Below are 16,784 nucleotides of genomic sequence, written 5' to 3' on the forward strand. Positions count from 1 at the left end.
CATGATCCGCCCCTGCTGCCGGGACAATGCAGTTTCTTTTTTCATGGGAACAGGACCCGATCGATCAGAAGCGCGGAAAAAAGAAAAAACAGATAAGCGAGGGAGTAACGAAACGCATGGCGCGCAGGCTTGTCCGCCGTCAGGCTGACCCCGGCTTCATCCTGCTTGTCCAGAAGCACACGCAGGGCGAACCAGACAAAACCGAGCCCGAGAAGCGTGGCGCTGACAGTGTAGATCGCGCCGCACAGCCCCAGTACGGAAGGCACGAGCGAGACCGCCATCAGGATGAGGGTATAAACGATGATGTTCCAACGTGTGTGACGCGCCCCCTTCACGACGGGCAGCATCGGGATACCGGCCTTGGTGTAGTCCTTGCACGCGTAGAGCGAGAGCGACCAGAAATGCGGCGGCGTCCACAGGAACACGATCGCAAACATCACGACGGGCAGCACATTCATGGTGCCGGTCGCTGCCGCCCAGCCGATCATCGGTGGAAACGCCCCTGCGGCTCCGCCGATCACGATGTTCTGCGGCGTGCTGCGCTTGAGCCACATTGTATAGATGACGGCGTAGAAGAAGATGGAGAATGCCAGGATACCGGCAGCCAGCGCATTACTGGCCAGCCAGAGCAGGGCTACAGAGGCCAGCGAGAGCACGATACCGTAGATCAGTGCCCCATCGGCATCCATGCGTGCATCGGGTATGGGCCTTACCGAGGTACGCTTCATGATCGCGTCGATATCGCGATCGTACCACATGTTGATGGCACCCGCCGCTCCGGCACCCACACAGATACAGAGCATGTCGATCAGCCCCAGCGGCACCGAAGGCCATTGGGGCGCTACTGCCATACCAGCCACGCCCGTGAATACCACGAGGGAGATCACACGGGGCTTCAGAAGGGCAAGCCAGTCCTTGAGCGTTGCGCCCTGCTCACGGTCGAAAGTCGCTATTTCCATTCCGGCATCACGTCCTTCTGCGAGGCTCTGCGACGCGCTCATGAATGATCGTCCCCAGGAGCTGCAGCACGCTGCGCCAGCACCGGAGCGCGGCGCGGTGCCAGCAGCTTTGCACCGAGCGTAGCGACACAGAGAAGCGACACGATCATCCCGGTTTCGCCCACGTGCCTGAGCAGCGGGAAGAACGGCATCATGGAGAGCACAGCAACTCCCATCGCAACCAAATGAATCTGCCCGAGCCATACCGGAGCCGCGAGAGCAGGGTCCTGCTCCTGCCAGCGGTAATAGCAGCCGAGAAGGGCGAATACCGCGCCGAACAACATGGCCGAATGAAATGATTCGGGGCGTGCCGGAAACAGGTCGAGCATCCAGCCTGCCGAGAGCAGCAGCAGGGCTGGAAAACTCCAGGCAAAGGCAATGCCCGGTGCGTAGCTGCGGTGCCACAGGGACACGCACACCATGCCCATGATAGCGAAACAGGGGAGCGCCACACCAACGCCCAGCAGCCAGCCATCACTCAACCCGGGGACGGTGATCCCGTGAGCCCAGACCACGGAGACCCCGAGCGTCGGAATGGCCATGGCCAGAGGCAGGGACAGTTTCAGGGGTGTGAAATGAAAGGCGACCAGATTGGCGATCGCTCCGAGCGCAAGCTCAACGACCAGCGCCAGAACAGGGATCTGCACTTTGCCAAGCCAGTACTGCACCGTCGTGAAGGCAGCGTGACCCGAAACCAGATCATGCAGCAGACCAGCCAGGAGGACTGGCGCGACCACAATGAGCCCAAGCGAAGCCAGAAGCTGCGACCAGGCAAAGGGCGACAGATCGCGGAACCGTACTGTCCGGCATTCAAGGCATTTGACGATGGTCGACAGGGCAAGCAGGACAATGCCGGTCACCCAGAACCCCATAGCGCCGAGGAATGCCGCCGGCAGTCGAGCACCGCAGATGGCGCAGAGAGCACCGGCAGCAAGGACCAGAAGGGCGATCCGGTCGAAGCGGACCATCACCGAAGGGAGGGTCGTCAACTCACCGGGGAGAACCAGCCTGCCCATACCGCCCAGAAAAGCGGGGATCAGAACGAACAGATCCAGAAGCAGACCATGTGACAGGGCATGAAAGGGTCCGGCACCCTGCGACATCAGCCCCAGAAAACCACCTGCCAGACCGCAGAAAAGCGAAAGACCGAGAAAGGCCGCCCCGTCGGCGCGCAACACGGCACCGGTACGGGGTTTTAGTATCGGCGATTGTAACAAGACCCGTTCCTTATTCTGTCCCCGGATAACGATCCGGAGAGCTCCCGTTTCAGTGCGCTGTCACGGGGAGCCTTTCAAGAAAGGCCAGTCTGGTATGAACTGTCGGGCACGTATGTGTCAGGCAACCAGGGCCGTCTCTTCCTTACTATCCTTCTCAAGCGGCAAAGTCACGAGCGTAAACAGGCCCGCCGGGGGCACGGGCGTTATCGTGGCGCGGCTCAGATCCTCAGGAGGCAGAAGCGATTCCATGGCGAAATCGGGGTGCCAGCCGAGGGAGCGCGAGGCACGGGCCATGCCGCGCTCAACCGCAAGGCGCACACCGCCTGTCGCGAGAAAGTGGTTCACGAAAAGGATGTGCCCACCCGGTTTGACCACGCGCTTAAGTTCACCGAGCAGACGACGCGGGCTGGGAACCACCGAGGCAACAAACATGGCCACGGCGATATCGAAGCTTCCCGCTTCGAAACTGGTCGCCTCGGCGTCCATTTCGAGCAGATCATCGACATTGCCGAGTTGCTGGTTGATGACGCGCTGGCGCGCCCGTTCAAGCATGGCCTCGGACAGGTCGATGCCGGTGATATGCTTGTCACGGCTGTAATGCGGCAGAGCGAGCCCCGTGCCTACACCGACCTCGAGCACGCGCTGCCCGGGCAGGGCATTCACGGCTGCGACCGCACGACGACGGCCAAAAGCGGAGATTCCGCCGAACACAGAGTCATAGACCCTGGCCCAGCGGCGATAAGCCGCGCGCACGGCATCGGCATCGAGCGCCGAACGCGGGCGAGGATGGGCGTCATCCAGGGAAAGAGTAGGATCGAGCAAGGGGTCCGGTCGAGTCATCAGGCTTCGTTCGTCTGGTCGCACAAAATCATTGGTTCCGTCCTGAATACCTGCTTGCCGCCCACGCACAAGGGCCGGTCCTGCCCCGTAGGGCAGCCTGACGTCAGCCAGTGTGGCAGGCATCGAATTGCCTGAAGGTCTTATCCTATCTCGCCATGACTGGCGAGAGGCGGTTTGCATTTCGTCACGGCACGCGCCTAGAAGATAGGTAATAACAGGGTCCAGGCGGTCTTACGACGCCGAATGAGAACACCCGAGGAGGAGAGACCGCAGAATGTCACGGCTCAATATTTTCCTGTTCCTGCTGGCATTGGGCCTCTGGTCCTCGATCTATGTCCTGAAGTTCAAGGAGGACATCAGGGAGTGGTATCTCAACAAGTTTGACAAGACGCCACCGAAACTGCCGCCGGACGGTGAGATGCCCGTGGTGTCATTGCCGTTCCGGTACGAACTACCTCAAACCGAAGATGCCGCGCCCGCTCAGGATACGGACAAGACCAATGCTCCTGAAGCGAAGGAAACCGAAGCGCCTCCACCCCCTACGGTGAAGGCCTGACGGTCAGGCCGCCCCCACGCGTTTTTCGATCGCGTCCCATACCAGTCCGGCACTGTTGATCCCGTTGAAACGGTCCAGTTCCTGTAGCCCTGTGGGCGACGTCACATTGATTTCCGTGAGCCAGTCGCCGATCACGTCGATCCCGACGAAGATCAGACCGTTGTCACGCAGATGTGACCCGATGCGCGCGCAGATCTCCTGATCGCGCTCAGTCAGGGCTACAGCCTCGGCCCGGCCCCCGACATGCATGTTCGACCGTGCCTCGCCCGTGGCAGGCACACGGTTGATCGCCCCGATCGGCTCGCCATCGACCAGAATGATGCGCTTGTCACCCTTGCGCACCATGGCTTCGTAGCGCTGGATCATGAGAGGTTCGCGCGAGCGGCTGAAATGCAGCTCCAGGAGAGACGCGAAGTTCTCGTCCCCTTCGCGAATGCGGAAGATACCGGCTCCGCCATTGCCATAGAGCGGCTTGAGAATGACATCGCCGTAGCGCGCCCGAAATTCAGAGAGTGCAGCCACGTCCCAGGTGACGAGTGTGGGCGGCATCAGATCGGGATAGTGCGTGACCAGCAGCTTCTCCGGTGCGTCGCGCACCGATTTCGGATCATTGACGACCAGCGTCTTGCCGGGCCCAACACCATGCACATGTTCGAGCATATGGGTTGCCGTGATGTAGCCCATATCGAAAGGCGGGTCCTGACGCATCAGCACCACGTCCGTTTCGCCAAGATTGAGGCGCGAGACCGGACCGAAGCTGGCATGGTCCCCCCTGACGCGCTGCACGGTCACCGGACGCGCCATTGCCGAGACGCGACCGTGATGCAGCTCGGTCTCGGCACCCCCCTCACCCAGGCAAAGCGTGTCGACGGGATAAACGAACAGCTCATGGCCGCGCCGCTGCGCCTCGATCATCAGCGCGAAGGTGGAATCTCCGTCAATATTGACATGTTCCAGCGGATCCATCTGCACGGCTATTCTGAGCGCCATCGGCTCGGTCCTTTCGGTCTTTGAATTCATCGTGAGGGGATCAGGCCCCAGGCCCACAAGATGGGCGTCATCATGATCAGGTCTAACAGAGGTCGCGCTGCTTTCCTACGCCCGCCATACCGCATCGGGTCAAGCACTCAGGCAGGATAAGCAATCGACAGGATTTCGAGCATCACGGCGCCCCCCGGCGTCTGCAGGCTCACTTCATCCCCCACGCGCGCGCGCATCAGGGCGCGCGCAACGGGAGAGACCAGACTGATCTCGCGCCGGGTCAGGTCGGCCTCGTCACATCCGACGATAGTTACGTCATGCGTGACGTCATCCTCATCAACATAGGAGACCTGCGCGCCGAAGAAAACGCGATCACGCGTTGTCTGCGCCGCCGGGTCGATGATCAGCGCATGTTCAAGACGCTTGCTCAGAAAACGCGCCCGCCTGTCGATCTCACGCAGTCGACGTTTGCCGTAGAGATAATCGCCATTCTCCGAGCGATCCCCATTTCCGGCAGCCCAAGAGACAATCTCGACAATCCTGGGTCGCTCAACCTGCATCAGTTCCCGCAACTCCTCACGCATGCGGGCTGCCCCCTGAGGCGTGAGATAGTGAGAAAGCGGCGTCGTCGGCGCGTCACCCACGTTCTTCGATCACCCGGTAATGAATGACACCCGAGATACGCTCTCCGGGGGCAAGCACATGCACGCCGTTTTCGAGGATGCCCGGATGGTTCACCCCGTCATTCATGTTGCTCACCGCCTCGACGGCCACAAAATTCTTTTCAGGCGCGGTGAAGACTACGAGATGCTGGAAAACGGGATCAGCCTCGATCTCCATGGCATATCCCGCTGAAGGGTACCCGAGGGAAGCCTTGCCTTTCCATCCTGCAAAGCAGTTGTCGATACGTGCATCGCCAACTTTGCGAGCCGGATGGAAGCCCCACGCCCCTTCGGCGGGAAGTTGGCTGGTCGGCAACATGTCCGGCCCGTTTTCCCACACAGATCGCGCCGCAAAGTCCAGGGTCATGTCCTCGCTGCGCGCGAAAAACGGATGATACCCCATCCCGACGGGTTGAGGTCGCGTATCCCGATTGGAGACGAGCATTTCGATGCTCAGCCCGATGCGATGCAAAACGAAAGAGAGAACTGCCCGATAGGCAAACGGCCACTGCGCCGGATCGTCTCCCTTGGCCGGATCATGATCGAGATAGAGTATGGCGCGCTCGGCATCGCTCTGAGCGACAGACCAGACCCGCTCCCAGCCATTACCATGGATCGCATTGGGCTCGGCGCCAAAATTTCGGGCAAGCGTATAGTCCTGCCCCTCGAAGCTGAATCGCCCGCCCCCGATGCGGTTGGAGAAGGGTACCAGCGGATAGCCTGCCACCGGTGTGTTCTTCTGCGCCGCCAGGTTCGGGTCTGCGGTCGGCACCAGAAGATCACGCCCGCGCAACCGCCAGAATGCAAGGCTCCCTCCGAGGGACGGCAGCAATCCAAGATGGGACTCACCCAGTTTGAGCTCGATCATCCTGCTTTCCTCCTGCCGCCGCGCTTCTTGGCCGGGTCATACCCGCCGCCGCCCGGTCCGAGGGGGCGCGGCGTTTTGTCCTTGCTTCTGAACCCGCTACGCCCTGCGGTCGAACTCGGCAAGGGGGGCGGCTCCAGCCCCAGATCGATCGCCTCAAGACGCTTGATCTCGTCACGCAGACGCGCCGCCTGCTCGAAATCGAGATCCGCCGCTGCGGCGCGCATACGCTTTTCCAGGTCCTGAATGGATGCCGCCAGGGATTTGCCGACGAATTCTTGCGTGTCGCCTGCCTCATCGGGACCAACGGTCACGTAGTCCTGCTCGAACACCGAGGAAAGGGCGTCGCCTATGCGTGAGCGGACAGTCTGGGGCGTGATGCCATGGGCCTCATTCCACTCGACCTGCCGCGCCCGTCGGCGCGCCGTCTCTTCGATTGCGAATTCGAGCGATCCCGTCATCTTGTCGGCGTAGAGCAGCACCCGCCCATCGACGTTACGCGCAGCGCGCCCGATGGTCTGGATCAACGAGGTCCGGCTACGCAGGAAGCCTTCCTTATCGGCGTCAAGAATGGCTACCAGCGCGCATTCAGGAATATCGAGTCCCTCTCGCAGAAGGTTGATGCCCACAAGCACATCGAAAGCGCCGAGACGCAGATCGCGTATGATCTCGATACGCTCGAGTGTATCGACGTCCGAATGCAGGTAGCGAACCTTGATGCCTGCCTCGCCCAGATACTCTGTCAGATCCTCGGCCATGCGTTTTGTGAGCGTCGTCACCAGCACACGCCCACCCGCCGTGATGGTATCACGTGCCTCAGCCAGAAGATCGTCCACCTGTCCCTCGACCGGACGCACGATCGTTACAGGGTCGATCAGCCCGGTTGGCCGAATGATCTGCTCAGCGAAGACACCAGAAGTGCGCTCCACCTCCCACGGACCCGGCGTTGCGGAAACGAACACGCTCTGGGGTCGGAGCGCCTGCCACTCCTCGAATTTCAGCGGACGGTTATCGAGGCAGGAGGGCAGCCGGAACCCGTACTCGGACAGCACGGATTTGCGCGCATGGTCACCACGCGCCATGCCGCCAATCTGGGGCACCGTCACGTGGCTCTCATCGACGATCAGCAGCGCATCCTCCGGCAGATATTCGAAGAGCGTCGGGGGTGGGTCGCCCGGACCTCGGCCGGAGAGATATCGGGAATAATTCTCGATACCTTTGCAGGCCCCGGTGGTCTCGATCATTTCCAGATCGAAAATGGTGCGCTGCTGCAGGCGTTCCGCCTCCAGAAGCTTCCCTGCCGCATTGAGCTCGTCCAGACGCTGGCGCAACTCGGCCTTGATGCCGATCATGGCCTGATTGAGCGTCGGGCGCGGCGTCACATAATGCGAATTGGCATAGACGCTGATTTCGGAGAGATCGGCCGTCTTGTTGCCTGTCAGAGGATCGAACTCCGTGATCGCCTCGATCTCGTCACCGAAGAGCGACACGCGCCACGCACGATCCTCATTCTGGACTGGGAAGATATCGATCTGCTCGCCACGCACGCGGAAGGTACCGCGTTCGAACGACGCGTCATTGCGTCGATATTGCAGTTCGACCAGCGCCTTGATCAGACGATCGCGGTCAATACTGCCCCCGGCCTCGAGCTTGACCACCATGCGTGAATAGGTTTCGACCGAACCTATGCCGTAGATGCACGACACCGAGGCCACGATGATGACATCGTTGCGCTCAAGCAGTGCCTGTGTGGCGGCATGGCGCATACGGTCGATCTGCTCGTTGATCTGGCTGTCTTTCTCGATATAGGTATCCGAGCGTGGCACATAGGCTTCGGGCTGATAGTAGTCGTAATACGAGACAAAATACTCGACCGCGTTATCGGGAAAGAACTGCTTCATCTCCCCGTAGAGCTGCGCAGCCAGCGTCTTGTTGGGTGCCAGAATGAGAGTCGGCTTTTGCGTCGCTTCGATAACCTTGGCCATGGTGAAGGTCTTGCCCGAGCCCGTGACGCCCAGCAGAACCTGATCGACCTCGCCGTCATTGACGCCCTGCGTCAGCTCCGCAATGGCTGTCGGCTGGTCGCCAGCAGGCTCGTATTCGGATTTGACCACGAGACGCCGCAGCTTCTCCTTTGCCGGCTGGCGTTCGGGTCTGAACCCCATGAGACGGTGCTCGGGGATCGCTTCCATCGTGGATCGTGTTGCTGTCGCCATGGCTGGGAAATGGGCTTTCGGTCGGGCTGTCACAAGAGCGGGATTGAAGGCGTCAACGCCCCATGACAGACAGGGGTTCATGACGCAGGAAATCCTCACCTCCCCCAGACACCGACAGATCGTGGCCCTCGTTCAGGCGCATGGCTTCATGTCCAACGAGGATCTCGCCCAGAAGCTGGGTGTCACGGTCCAGACCATCCGGCGCGATCTCAATCTTCTGTCGGAAACCGGGCATGTGGCTCGTTATCATGGGGGCGCGAGCCCGGCCTCATCAACCGAAAACATTGCCTATGGCGAACGCCAGACCCTGCATTCCCGTGAGAAGGACGCGATCGGCGCCCTGGCGGCAGCGCTTATCCCGGATGGCAGCTCCCTGTTCATCAATATCGGCACAACGACCGAAGCCTTTGCGCGGGCGCTGACCGGGCATCGTGATCTGCATGTCATCACCAACAACCTGCATGTCGCGGTCGCCCTCTCACCCAGAGCGGATTTCCGGACCGTGATTGCAGGCGGTCTCGTACGCCCGCAGGACGGTGGGATCATCGGTGCCGGGGCCACGGAGTCTCTCTCGGGATTCCGGGCCGATTTCGGCGTGATCGGCATCTCCGGCGTTGAGGAGGATGGCACCCTGCTAGATTTCGACCTAGACGAGATTCAGTGCGCCCGGGCCATCATGCGCCATGCGAGACGGGTGATCCTGCTTGCGGATCATACCAAATTCACCCGCAAGCCCGTCGGGCGGGTTGGCGATCTGCGCGATATCGATGATTTCGTCACAGACAGAATGCCAAGCGCAGAATTCCGAACCAGCCTGTCCGCCGCCAATGTGACGTTGCATGTTACATGACCCATCCGTTGGGCAACATATAACACGAACACGTTATTAATAACGTTTGTTGTTCGTTTTTTTTCGTTTCTGTTCTATCGAAGCCTTCGCACTCGTCTGAAGCGAAGGATGCTCTCCCATGACCGACCAGAGCCGACCGGATCGAACCCGACACGATCAGGGAGGAAACCCGCCCGAGACGCTTTATGACCTGCTCGTGATAGGCGGTGGCATCAATGGCACGGGCATTGCCCGAGATGCCGCAGGACGTGGACAGAAAGTACTTCTGGTCGAAAAGGACGATCTGGCAAGCCACACCTCCTCGGCGAGCACCAAGCTCATTCATGGCGGGCTGCGCTATCTCGAATATTACGAGTTCCGGCTGGTGCGCGAGGCGCTTTACGAGCGTGAACGCCTCCTGAAAATCGCCCCGCACATCATCTGGCCCCTGCGTTTCATCCTGCCCCACTCCGCAATGCTGCGCCCGGCCTGGCTGCTGCGCACCGGCCTGTTCCTGTACGACAATCTTTGCCGCACCATGACGCTGCCCAAGACGCGCAGTCTTACCTTGCAGAAGGAAAAGGCCGGACAGGTCTTACGTCAGGACTACGTGCGCGGGTTCGAGTATTCGGATGGCTGGGTACAGGACAGCCGGCTGGTCGTTCTCAACGCCAGGGACGCCGCTGATCGCGGTGCCGAGATCTGCACGCGCACGAGGCTCGTCTCTGCGGAGCGTCACGAGGAGTACTGGGCAGCCACGCTGGAAGAGGTACCAACCGGTGAGCGCCGACGCGTCCATGCACGTGCTCTGATCAATGCGGCGGGTCCCTGGGTGGCTGAACTGCTCCAGGATCGTCTGTCGATCGAGAGCCGCAACAATGTGCGCCTGGTCAAGGGAAGCCATATTGTTGTGCCGCGTCAGTTCGAGACCGATCAGGCCTACATCCTGCAAAATCCTGACCGACGCATCGTTTTTGCCATCCCTTATGAAACCGATTTCACCCTGATCGGCACAACCGATATTCCCTGGGAGCAGGACGCGAACAAGGTCTCGATCAGCCAGGACGAAATCACCTATCTCTGCGAAAGCGTGAACCGCTATTTCCGCAAGACCATCACGCCTGATGATGTCGTCTGGAGCTATTCGGGCGTACGCCCTCTTTATGATGATCATTCAGGCAATGCCTCGGCGGTCACGCGGGACTACAGGCTCGATATCGATCATGACGGTGCCCCCGTGCTCTCGGTTTTCGGCGGCAAGATCACGACCTATCGCAAGCTCGCCGAGCATGCGCTTGAGAAACTCTCCCCTCATCTCAGGGGCCTTCCCGTCACGTCATGGACCGCGGACAAGCCCCTGCCCGGCGGCGATTTCGCCCGTGGCAGCTTCACACAACGCGTCGATGCGCTCACGCGTCGCATCACAGGCCTGTCGCATCAGACCGCTACACGCCTCGTGCGTAATTACGGCACGTTGGTCGACACCCTGATCCTGCCCGGACAGAACGCCGAACTTGGCCCGCATCTGGGCGCGGATCTGTACGGATGCGAGGTCGATTATCTGATCGACCATGAATGGGCACGCAGCGCAGACGATATTTTGTGGCGTCGCTCCAAGCTTGGGCTTCGCCTGCAACCCGGCGAGACCAGGGCCCTGCAGGACCATATCGACAGACGCCTGCACCGTAACAGCGCGGACGCTGTTGCCCCTGCCATCACCGATCAAGCGCCGCAAACAACCGAAGGCGGCGTGGCCGCCTGACCTTCTTCCCCCCTCCCCCATCCTCTGGCTAGCGGACATATTCTCATGTCAGAAAGAAAACGCTATCTCGGCGAACTGATCTCAGAGTTCATCGCCGTCACGATCATCATCATCTTCGGTGACAGCGTCGCCGCGATGATCGTGCTTTATGACCCGAACCCTTATCAGAACGCCTATTGGGGCGTCGCCATTGTCTGGGGGCTGGGGGTCACCATCGCCATCTACGCTACGGGAGCTGTCAGCGGCACACATGCCAACCCCGCCGTCACGCTTGCGCTCGCGCTCTATCGCGGGTTTTCCTGGAAGAAGGTCCTGCCTTATTGCACCGCCCAGGTCCTTGGCGGCATTGCAGGCGCGGCCATCGTCTATCTGAACTTCCATCCGGTGATCGATCATTACAACATGACCCATCACTTTACCCGTGCAGGGGATGGAGGGGCGGCGGGCGTCTTCTTCACTCATCCTGGCCTTGCGGTCACGGCCATGCACTCCTTCGTGGTGCAGATCGTGCTGACCGGGGTGCTCGTCTTCGGCATTTTCGCCATCACCTGTCAGTACAACACGCAGGCCCCGCAGGCGAATTCCGGAGCGCTCATCATCGGGTTGCTGGTTGCAGCCATTGGCGCCTCATCCGGCTATCTGGATGCCTGGGCCATCAATCCAGCACGTGATTTCGGTCCGCGCACCTTCGCATTTTTCGCCGGATGGGGAGCCTCGGCCTTTCCGGCACCGCAGCATTACTGGTGGGTGCCGATTGCAGGCCCTCTCGTGGGCGGCGTGATCGGCGCGGGTATCTATCAGTTCACGCTGCGCCCCTTCATGCCGAACTACAATCCTGAACAGGCCAAGCCCCTGACGCCGGTCCTGACGGAGCCCGTAGCGCCCCGCACCGCGACCGGCAGTTACCCGGCCACTGGACCTCAGGCAACGCCCGTTCCCTGAAAGCGCTGACCAACACCGTTCTGCCTGACACTCCTCCCTTTAGCCGGGCGCGCCCAGGGCGCGCCTGATGGAGCCACATCATGACCCAGAAGACCCATATTCTCGCCATTGATCAGGGCACGACCTCCACCCGCAGCATCGTGTTCGACAACAGGGCCCGCACGCTCTCCCTGTCGCGCCGCGAGTTCAAACAGCATTACCCCAATCCCGGATGGGTAGAGCACGATGTCGAGGATATCTGGAGCGACGCGCTCACCACCGCGCGCGAGGCCATTGCAGAATCAGGCGGCGTCGAGAAAATCGCGGGTCTGGGGATTACGAGCCAGCGCGAGACCGTGGTGCTCTGGGAGCGGGCAACCGGCAAGCCCGTGCATAAAGCCATTGTCTGGCAGGATCGTCGCACCGCGTCTTTTTGTGCCGAACTCAAGCGCGATGGCGCCGAGGAGCTGGTGCGCGCCAGAACGGGTCTCCTGCTCGACCCGTATTTCTCGGCCAGCAAGATCACCTGGCTGCTCGATAATGTTGAGGGACTGCGCGAGCGGGCAGAAGCCGGCGAGCTCGCGATGGGCACGATCGATTGCTTCCTGCTATGGCGTCTGACAGGCGGGAAGACGCATGCGACGGATGTCACCAATGCAAGCCGCACCGCCTTGTTCAATATCCACACCCAGGAATGGGACAAGGAGCTTCTGAAACTGTTCCGCGTTCCCGAGGCACTGCTGCCTGCACTTTGCGACAATAGCGGCGCGCTGGGCATGACCGATCCGGAGCTATTCGGTCAGGCCATTCCCATTGGCGGCATGGCGGGCGACCAGCACGCCGCGCTGGTCGGTCAGGCGTGCTTCAAGCCTGGCATGGCCAAGGCAACCTACGGCACGGGCTGCTTCATGCTGCTTAATACGGGGGAGAAACCGGTCACATCGCATCACAGGCTGCTCACCACGATCGGCTACCGCATCAATGGCAAGACCACCTATGCGCTCGAGGGCTCGATTTTCGTGGCCGGGGCTGCCATCAAATGGCTGCGTGACGGGCTGCATCTGATCACCCATGCCTCGCAGACCGATGACATGGCCACCCGTGTACCAGACAGCCATGGCGTTTATATGGTGCCCGGCTTCGTGGGGCTCGGGGCTCCGCATTGGGACCCTGAGGCACGCGGGCTGATCTGCGGCCTCACTCTGGGCTCGACCGAGGCCCATATCGCCCGGGCCGCGCTGGAATCCGTGGCCTATCAGACCTATGATCTGGCGCATGCCATGCGCGAGGATGGCGCAATGCAGGCCCAGACCTTGCGCATCGATGGGGGCATGTCGGCCAATGACTGGTTCTCTCAGTTCCTGGCCAATATTCTCGATACCGAAGTGCAGCGCCCGGTCGATCTGGAAACGACAGCGCTTGGGGCGGCCTTTCTGGCCGGTCTGGCAACGGGCGTCTGGCGATCCCTCGACGAAGTCGCCACCACCTGGGAGGAAGAACGCCGCTTCGCACCGCGGATCGAGCCCGGACTGCGTCTCGAATTGCTGCGTGGCTGGGAAGATGCGGTGAGACGCACCCTGACGCCCGCCCCCGCTGCATCTGGCAGCAGTGCCACCCGACACGATCGCGCCGCCTGAGTGACATTCTCCGGCAGGGCGCGCCCTGCCGGGACCGGCACCTCAGATGAGGGAAGCCAGAGCGAGCGCCGCCGCATATTGACCGACGGTGAATACCGCATGGGCCAGAAGAACAAGCCCATAGAGCTTTATCGGATTGGGCGTTTTCAGCCCGAGGAACCCGCCCCCCATGCCCGGCACCATGAGCGTCAGACCTGCAATGGTGGTCAGCACAAACCCGATCAGAATAATCGGCATCAGGCTCGGGGCGGCCACGTAACCCACGCCCCAGAAGAGCGGCAGCATCAGGGCGTAGGCGCAGCCCACGGCGTAGTGGAAGATCCATCCGAGCCCATGCTCACCCTGTGTATAGAGGCCATCCGCGTTGGGTGAAAACACCATCCGTCCCCTCCCCATCCCTGCCAGCCAGTGCCCAACGGCGCCCCAATTGGTGCGGCCGATACCGGTAGCGCGCTCCAGTGCCACGGCGTAGAGATCCAGAACCAGCGTCGAAACGACACCGACAACAAGCGTGAAGACGAGCGTTGCCTCGACAGGATGGGACATGAGAGCGTTCATGAGCAATGTTCCTCAGAGGATCGCCCCTGCGCGATCCGGGCGCCCTGAATGGCAGATCCCTGACCGAGCAGCCAGATCCGCGCGCCCTCAAGGAGCGGGAAACGCGCGATAGTGATCACACTCTGCAATTTCAGACGGGGGCATCACTGCCGGGGTGGGGCCTAGCGTGATGCGCTTCGATCCAATCGCCGTCCCCTGACGCTATTTGGGCTCTGCCTGAGCCGCGCCCAAGATGACCTGGAGACAGTGCCTCACCCGAAGATCCCGCATGGCATGCCGCGCGATATGCGTCGGTGGTCGCTCCTTATGAACGGGCCTTACGCTCGTGTGTCGTCACCCTGCGAACAGACTCAGACGAGGGAGCGACGCGCCGTAAATTATATTTCAAACTACGCAAAGATCGTTATTAATCATTGGCATATCGTTATAGAATATGTCGTATTATGTCGTATGAGGTCGATATCGTTAATTCTCACTCCCAGTGTGAGACTTCAAATCATGAATTCTGACCATATAGTCATCATTTAAAATTTCGTCCCGATTTATGGGTTTGCGAGGTTTCGTAATAGTAACCAGATGTATCAGATAAAACGTATCGGTGCAGTCCTAATTCGCCTTATGGCATCCCCCCAGCCGTCAATTGAGCCTTAAAAAGTTATCAGGTGGCTTGTATATACAATTTCCAAATCCAAGATATTCGACCGCCCAATCACATTGCCCGCGTATGTCTATTTAGAATGTCTGCTTTTCTTCTTGAGGATGAGAATCTTTATTAAAAGTTTATCTGTATAATAAACTTTTTCTCAATAGAGACTTAGTTTATTTAATGAAATAACAAGTCTGTATGGTCGATCTTCTTCAATTTGTTGACCTATTCGAAATCTCACGATATGCCGCGGAAACCGAAGTGAAACGCAATTCTAGCGTCCCAAGATAGTACGATGCCCGGTTCAAACGCAGACAAGCCAAGAGCTTGGATCGCTTGGCACGAGTATATCAAAGTAGAATACCCCCGAAAAAGATAGGAACGATACTCATGACTACTTATTACAATTCCTATCTGGGCACTCGTGATTTGGGGAGCTCAACACAAACAGTTTCGTCGCAGGGACGCGTCGTATTTTCCATCGAAAACAGCACACTCAAAATTTATTACCCAAACAAAACGGTCGAAACTGTTTCCATTGCGGGGACCTATCCGATCTATGCACAACCCAACTCACCTGCTCGCAATACTTCCGGTGACACCTTTCTCATCAGAGGGACGAACAATAAGGTTTACGTTCTCTCCGGCGACAAAGACATGGTCGCGTCGTATCCAACACTCAGGCTTAATTATTACCCGGAGGCTGAAGGTCGAATCACTTATGGCACGCTTGGCTGGCCTCAAGGATCCCTCACCGATAGCGGTATCCTTTTCTCGAGAGCCTCGGATCCCAATCCCGCCCCAGCCCCGCAGCCTGTGCCAATAACAGGCAAGGTGATCCTTTATCAAAACGGTAGTGCTGTGTCAGGGGCGGACACCATACCGCTATAGCCCACATGCCCTAGACAATACGTACCTAAAATTCAGATCAGACGCGAAGCCCCATAGGAAAACCAGATGTCAAATGCATCATGGAATCTACCGACCTCCGGAACTTTCTCTTTTACCGTTTTGAGAAGCATATCTGGTCGCTATACCTCTACTGGCAGTGGACCTCTCATCAATAATCAAGATATGTGGATGGACACGGAATCCCTAAGTAATCGATTCTTGTCTGTGACTTTTACACAGTCTGGCATGATAGTGAGTGATGGATCCAAGGTTTTGGCAAGCGTGTCTATCGAAAAGGTTTTTTCTGGAGTTTTCGGAATAGTACCAGGAATGTCATTTTTCATGCTTGAAGATGATAATGGCCAGGCGTGGATTTTGGGTACAAAAGCCATGGCTAACACTCAAGTAAAACTGCAATCAGACGGGAACATCGCTCAGGGGAATTTTGTTTGGACCCCGCAGGCGCTGAAAAATCAAACGGGCTTCGTCAAAACAGCAGATGCAAATCTAGATTACAAGATTAAGCTGTACCAGAGCGGATCTTTTATCAATGGTTACGACACATATTCCGGTATAGTAAGCTCAGGCCAGACCGCCGTAGCGAGCAGTGGGGGCACAGTTCTGGGCGGAACTGTCACGTCCGGGGCAACGGTCATCCTCAACGCGGCCGCTGTGACCAGCACGACCACTGTCAGTGGTCAGGGCCTGGGCGCAGCCAATAATGTCGTTGGTGCGATCCTCGTCGGTGCAGGAGGATCGAGCATCAGTGATAAGCTCATCGGCGGCTACATGGCTGTCCAAGGCACTGGCGCCATTTCGCGCGATGCGATTATCTCCAACAACGGCTGGCAAGATATCGGCTATAATAACCGCACCGGCGCCGCAGGAGGCGGTGTCGCCTCGGGCACCATCCTGCGTAATGCCAAGCAGTTCATCAGCTCCGGGGGATCAGCCGCCGACACCGTCATTTCCGCAGGCGGTACGGAAGTCATCTCCACAGGGGGAAGAGCCAACAACACCGTCATCAATTCCGGAGGCTCCGTCTCCATCCTCGGCGGCGGTTACGCGCAGAACGCAACTGTCAGCTCCGGCGGCACCCTGACCGGAGCCAGCGGCGCTACCCTCGACGGCGGCACCATCTCCTTCGGCGGCTCTGCGACACTCGACCCAAACGCTCTGATCAAGGGACAACCCAATGTCTACGG

14 protein-coding genes and 1 pseudogene are annotated in these 16,784 nt (G+C 59.4%); 7 read left to right on the forward strand and 8 right to left on the reverse strand.

Going from position 1 to position 16,784, the window contains the following annotated elements:
* Positions 1 to 41: 41 nt before the first annotated feature.
* From AA0535_RS13360 to AA0535_RS13370, 3 genes are all read right to left on the reverse strand, one after another.
* On the reverse strand, positions 42 to 1,001 hold the full coding sequence (locus AA0535_RS13360) for a heme o synthase (protein WP_373319347.1): 960 nt from the start codon (positions 999 to 1,001) through the stop codon (positions 42 to 44).
* On the reverse strand, positions 998 to 2,215 hold the full coding sequence (locus AA0535_RS13365) for a hypothetical protein (RefSeq protein WP_264817063.1): 1,218 nt from the start codon (positions 2,213 to 2,215) through the stop codon (positions 998 to 1,000). Before AA0535_RS13365 ends, AA0535_RS13360 begins: the two co-directional genes overlap by 4 nt.
* A gap of 117 nt (positions 2,216 to 2,332) precedes the next feature.
* Positions 2,333 to 3,055 (reverse strand): class I SAM-dependent methyltransferase, encoded by a 723-nt coding sequence (locus AA0535_RS13370; RefSeq protein ID WP_264817090.1) that lies wholly within the window; start codon positions 3,053 to 3,055, stop codon positions 2,333 to 2,335.
* Between the two features lie 274 nt (positions 3,056 to 3,329).
* On the opposite strand from AA0535_RS13370, the gene AA0535_RS13375 reads away from it, so the two are divergent.
* Positions 3,330 to 3,611 carry a hypothetical protein gene (locus AA0535_RS13375; protein ID WP_264817066.1) on the forward strand — a complete coding sequence of 94 codons (282 nt, stop codon included), beginning with the start codon at positions 3,330 to 3,332 and terminating at the stop codon, positions 3,609 to 3,611.
* A 3-nt stretch (positions 3,612 to 3,614) separates the two neighbouring features.
* On the opposite strand, the gene gshB is transcribed toward AA0535_RS13375, so the two are convergent.
* The 4 genes from gshB to uvrB form a co-directional block, all read right to left on the reverse strand.
* A complete protein-coding gene (gshB, locus tag AA0535_RS13380) occupies positions 3,615 to 4,601 on the reverse strand; it encodes a glutathione synthase (RefSeq protein WP_264817067.1) in 987 nt (328 codons plus the stop codon).
* A 137-nt stretch (positions 4,602 to 4,738) separates the two neighbouring features.
* Positions 4,739 to 5,236, reverse strand: coding sequence for a transcription elongation factor GreB (gene greB / locus AA0535_RS13385; protein ID WP_264817069.1), 498 nt, complete (start codon positions 5,234 to 5,236; stop codon positions 4,739 to 4,741).
* A complete protein-coding gene (locus tag AA0535_RS13390; RefSeq protein ID WP_264817071.1) occupies positions 5,229 to 6,122 on the reverse strand; it encodes an aldose 1-epimerase in 894 nt (297 codons plus the stop codon). The genes greB and AA0535_RS13390 overlap by 8 nt, the downstream gene beginning before the upstream one ends.
* On the reverse strand, positions 6,119 to 8,335 hold the full coding sequence (gene uvrB / locus AA0535_RS13395) for an excinuclease ABC subunit UvrB (protein ID WP_304500918.1): 2,217 nt from the start codon (positions 8,333 to 8,335) through the stop codon (positions 6,119 to 6,121). Before uvrB ends, AA0535_RS13390 begins: the two co-directional genes overlap by 4 nt.
* A gap of 79 nt (positions 8,336 to 8,414) precedes the next feature.
* On the opposite strand from uvrB, the gene AA0535_RS13400 reads away from it, so the two are divergent.
* The 4 genes from AA0535_RS13400 to glpK all read left to right on the forward strand — a co-directional run bounded on the left by AA0535_RS13400 (position 8,415) and on the right by glpK (position 13,484).
* Positions 8,415 to 9,185 (forward strand): DeoR/GlpR family DNA-binding transcription regulator, encoded by a 771-nt coding sequence (locus tag AA0535_RS13400; protein ID WP_264817073.1) that lies wholly within the window; start codon positions 8,415 to 8,417, stop codon positions 9,183 to 9,185.
* A gap of 118 nt (positions 9,186 to 9,303) precedes the next feature.
* Positions 9,304 to 10,926 carry a glycerol-3-phosphate dehydrogenase gene (glpD, locus tag AA0535_RS13405; RefSeq protein ID WP_264817075.1) on the forward strand — a complete coding sequence of 541 codons (1,623 nt, stop codon included), beginning with the start codon at positions 9,304 to 9,306 and terminating at the stop codon, positions 10,924 to 10,926.
* A 45-nt stretch (positions 10,927 to 10,971) separates the two neighbouring features.
* Positions 10,972 to 11,868, forward strand: a complete 897-nt coding sequence (locus tag AA0535_RS13410; RefSeq protein ID WP_264817077.1) for an MIP/aquaporin family protein — start codon at positions 10,972 to 10,974, stop codon at positions 11,866 to 11,868.
* Between the two features lie 80 nt (positions 11,869 to 11,948).
* Positions 11,949 to 13,484 carry a glycerol kinase GlpK gene (glpK, locus tag AA0535_RS13415; protein ID WP_264817079.1) on the forward strand — a complete coding sequence of 512 codons (1,536 nt, stop codon included), beginning with the start codon at positions 11,949 to 11,951 and terminating at the stop codon, positions 13,482 to 13,484.
* 42 nt (positions 13,485 to 13,526) lie between these two features.
* On the opposite strand, the gene AA0535_RS13420 is transcribed toward glpK, so the two are convergent.
* The gene (locus AA0535_RS13420; RefSeq protein WP_264817082.1) at positions 13,527 to 14,042 is read right to left on the reverse strand and encodes a DUF2938 domain-containing protein; all 516 of its coding nucleotides are present in this window, start codon (positions 14,040 to 14,042) and stop codon (positions 13,527 to 13,529) included.
* A gap of 1,036 nt (positions 14,043 to 15,078) precedes the next feature.
* On the opposite strand from AA0535_RS13420, the gene AA0535_RS13425 reads away from it, so the two are divergent.
* Positions 15,079 to 15,579, forward strand: coding sequence for a hypothetical protein (locus AA0535_RS13425; RefSeq protein ID WP_264817085.1), 501 nt, complete (start codon positions 15,079 to 15,081; stop codon positions 15,577 to 15,579).
* A gap of 66 nt (positions 15,580 to 15,645) precedes the next feature.
* Positions 15,646 to 16,784 (forward strand): annotated as a pseudogene (locus AA0535_RS13430) (hypothetical protein); the annotation flags it as partial.

The sequence above is a fragment of the Asaia krungthepensis NRIC 0535 genome (assembly GCF_025995175.1).
Taxonomy (GTDB): domain Bacteria; phylum Pseudomonadota; class Alphaproteobacteria; order Acetobacterales; family Acetobacteraceae; genus Asaia; species Asaia krungthepensis.

Coding starts and splice junctions, on each gene's coding strand:
- AA0535_RS13420 (WP_264817082.1), bottom strand. CDS start 14,042: ATGAACGCTCTCATGTCCCATCCTGTCGAGGCAACGCTCGTCTTCACG.
- glpK (WP_264817079.1), top strand. CDS start 11,949: ATGACCCAGAAGACCCATATTCTCGCCATTGATCAGGGCACGACCTCC.
- AA0535_RS13370 (WP_264817090.1), bottom strand. CDS start 3,055: ATGACTCGACCGGACCCCTTGCTCGATCCTACTCTTTCCCTGGATGAC.
- AA0535_RS13425 (WP_264817085.1), top strand. CDS start 15,079: ATGACTACTTATTACAATTCCTATCTGGGCACTCGTGATTTGGGGAGC.
- glpD (WP_264817075.1), top strand. CDS start 9,304: ATGACCGACCAGAGCCGACCGGATCGAACCCGACACGATCAGGGAGGA.
- AA0535_RS13390 (WP_264817071.1), bottom strand. CDS start 6,122: ATGATCGAGCTCAAACTGGGTGAGTCCCATCTTGGATTGCTGCCGTCC.
- AA0535_RS13375 (WP_264817066.1), top strand. CDS start 3,330: ATGTCACGGCTCAATATTTTCCTGTTCCTGCTGGCATTGGGCCTCTGG.
- gshB (WP_264817067.1), bottom strand. CDS start 4,601: ATGGCGCTCAGAATAGCCGTGCAGATGGATCCGCTGGAACATGTCAAT.
- AA0535_RS13360 (WP_373319347.1), bottom strand. CDS start 1,001: ATGAGCGCGTCGCAGAGCCTCGCAGAAGGACGTGATGCCGGAATGGAA.
- AA0535_RS13400 (WP_264817073.1), top strand. CDS start 8,415: ATGACGCAGGAAATCCTCACCTCCCCCAGACACCGACAGATCGTGGCC.
- uvrB (WP_304500918.1), bottom strand. CDS start 8,335: ATGGCGACAGCAACACGATCCACGATGGAAGCGATCCCCGAGCACCGT.
- AA0535_RS13410 (WP_264817077.1), top strand. CDS start 10,972: ATGTCAGAAAGAAAACGCTATCTCGGCGAACTGATCTCAGAGTTCATC.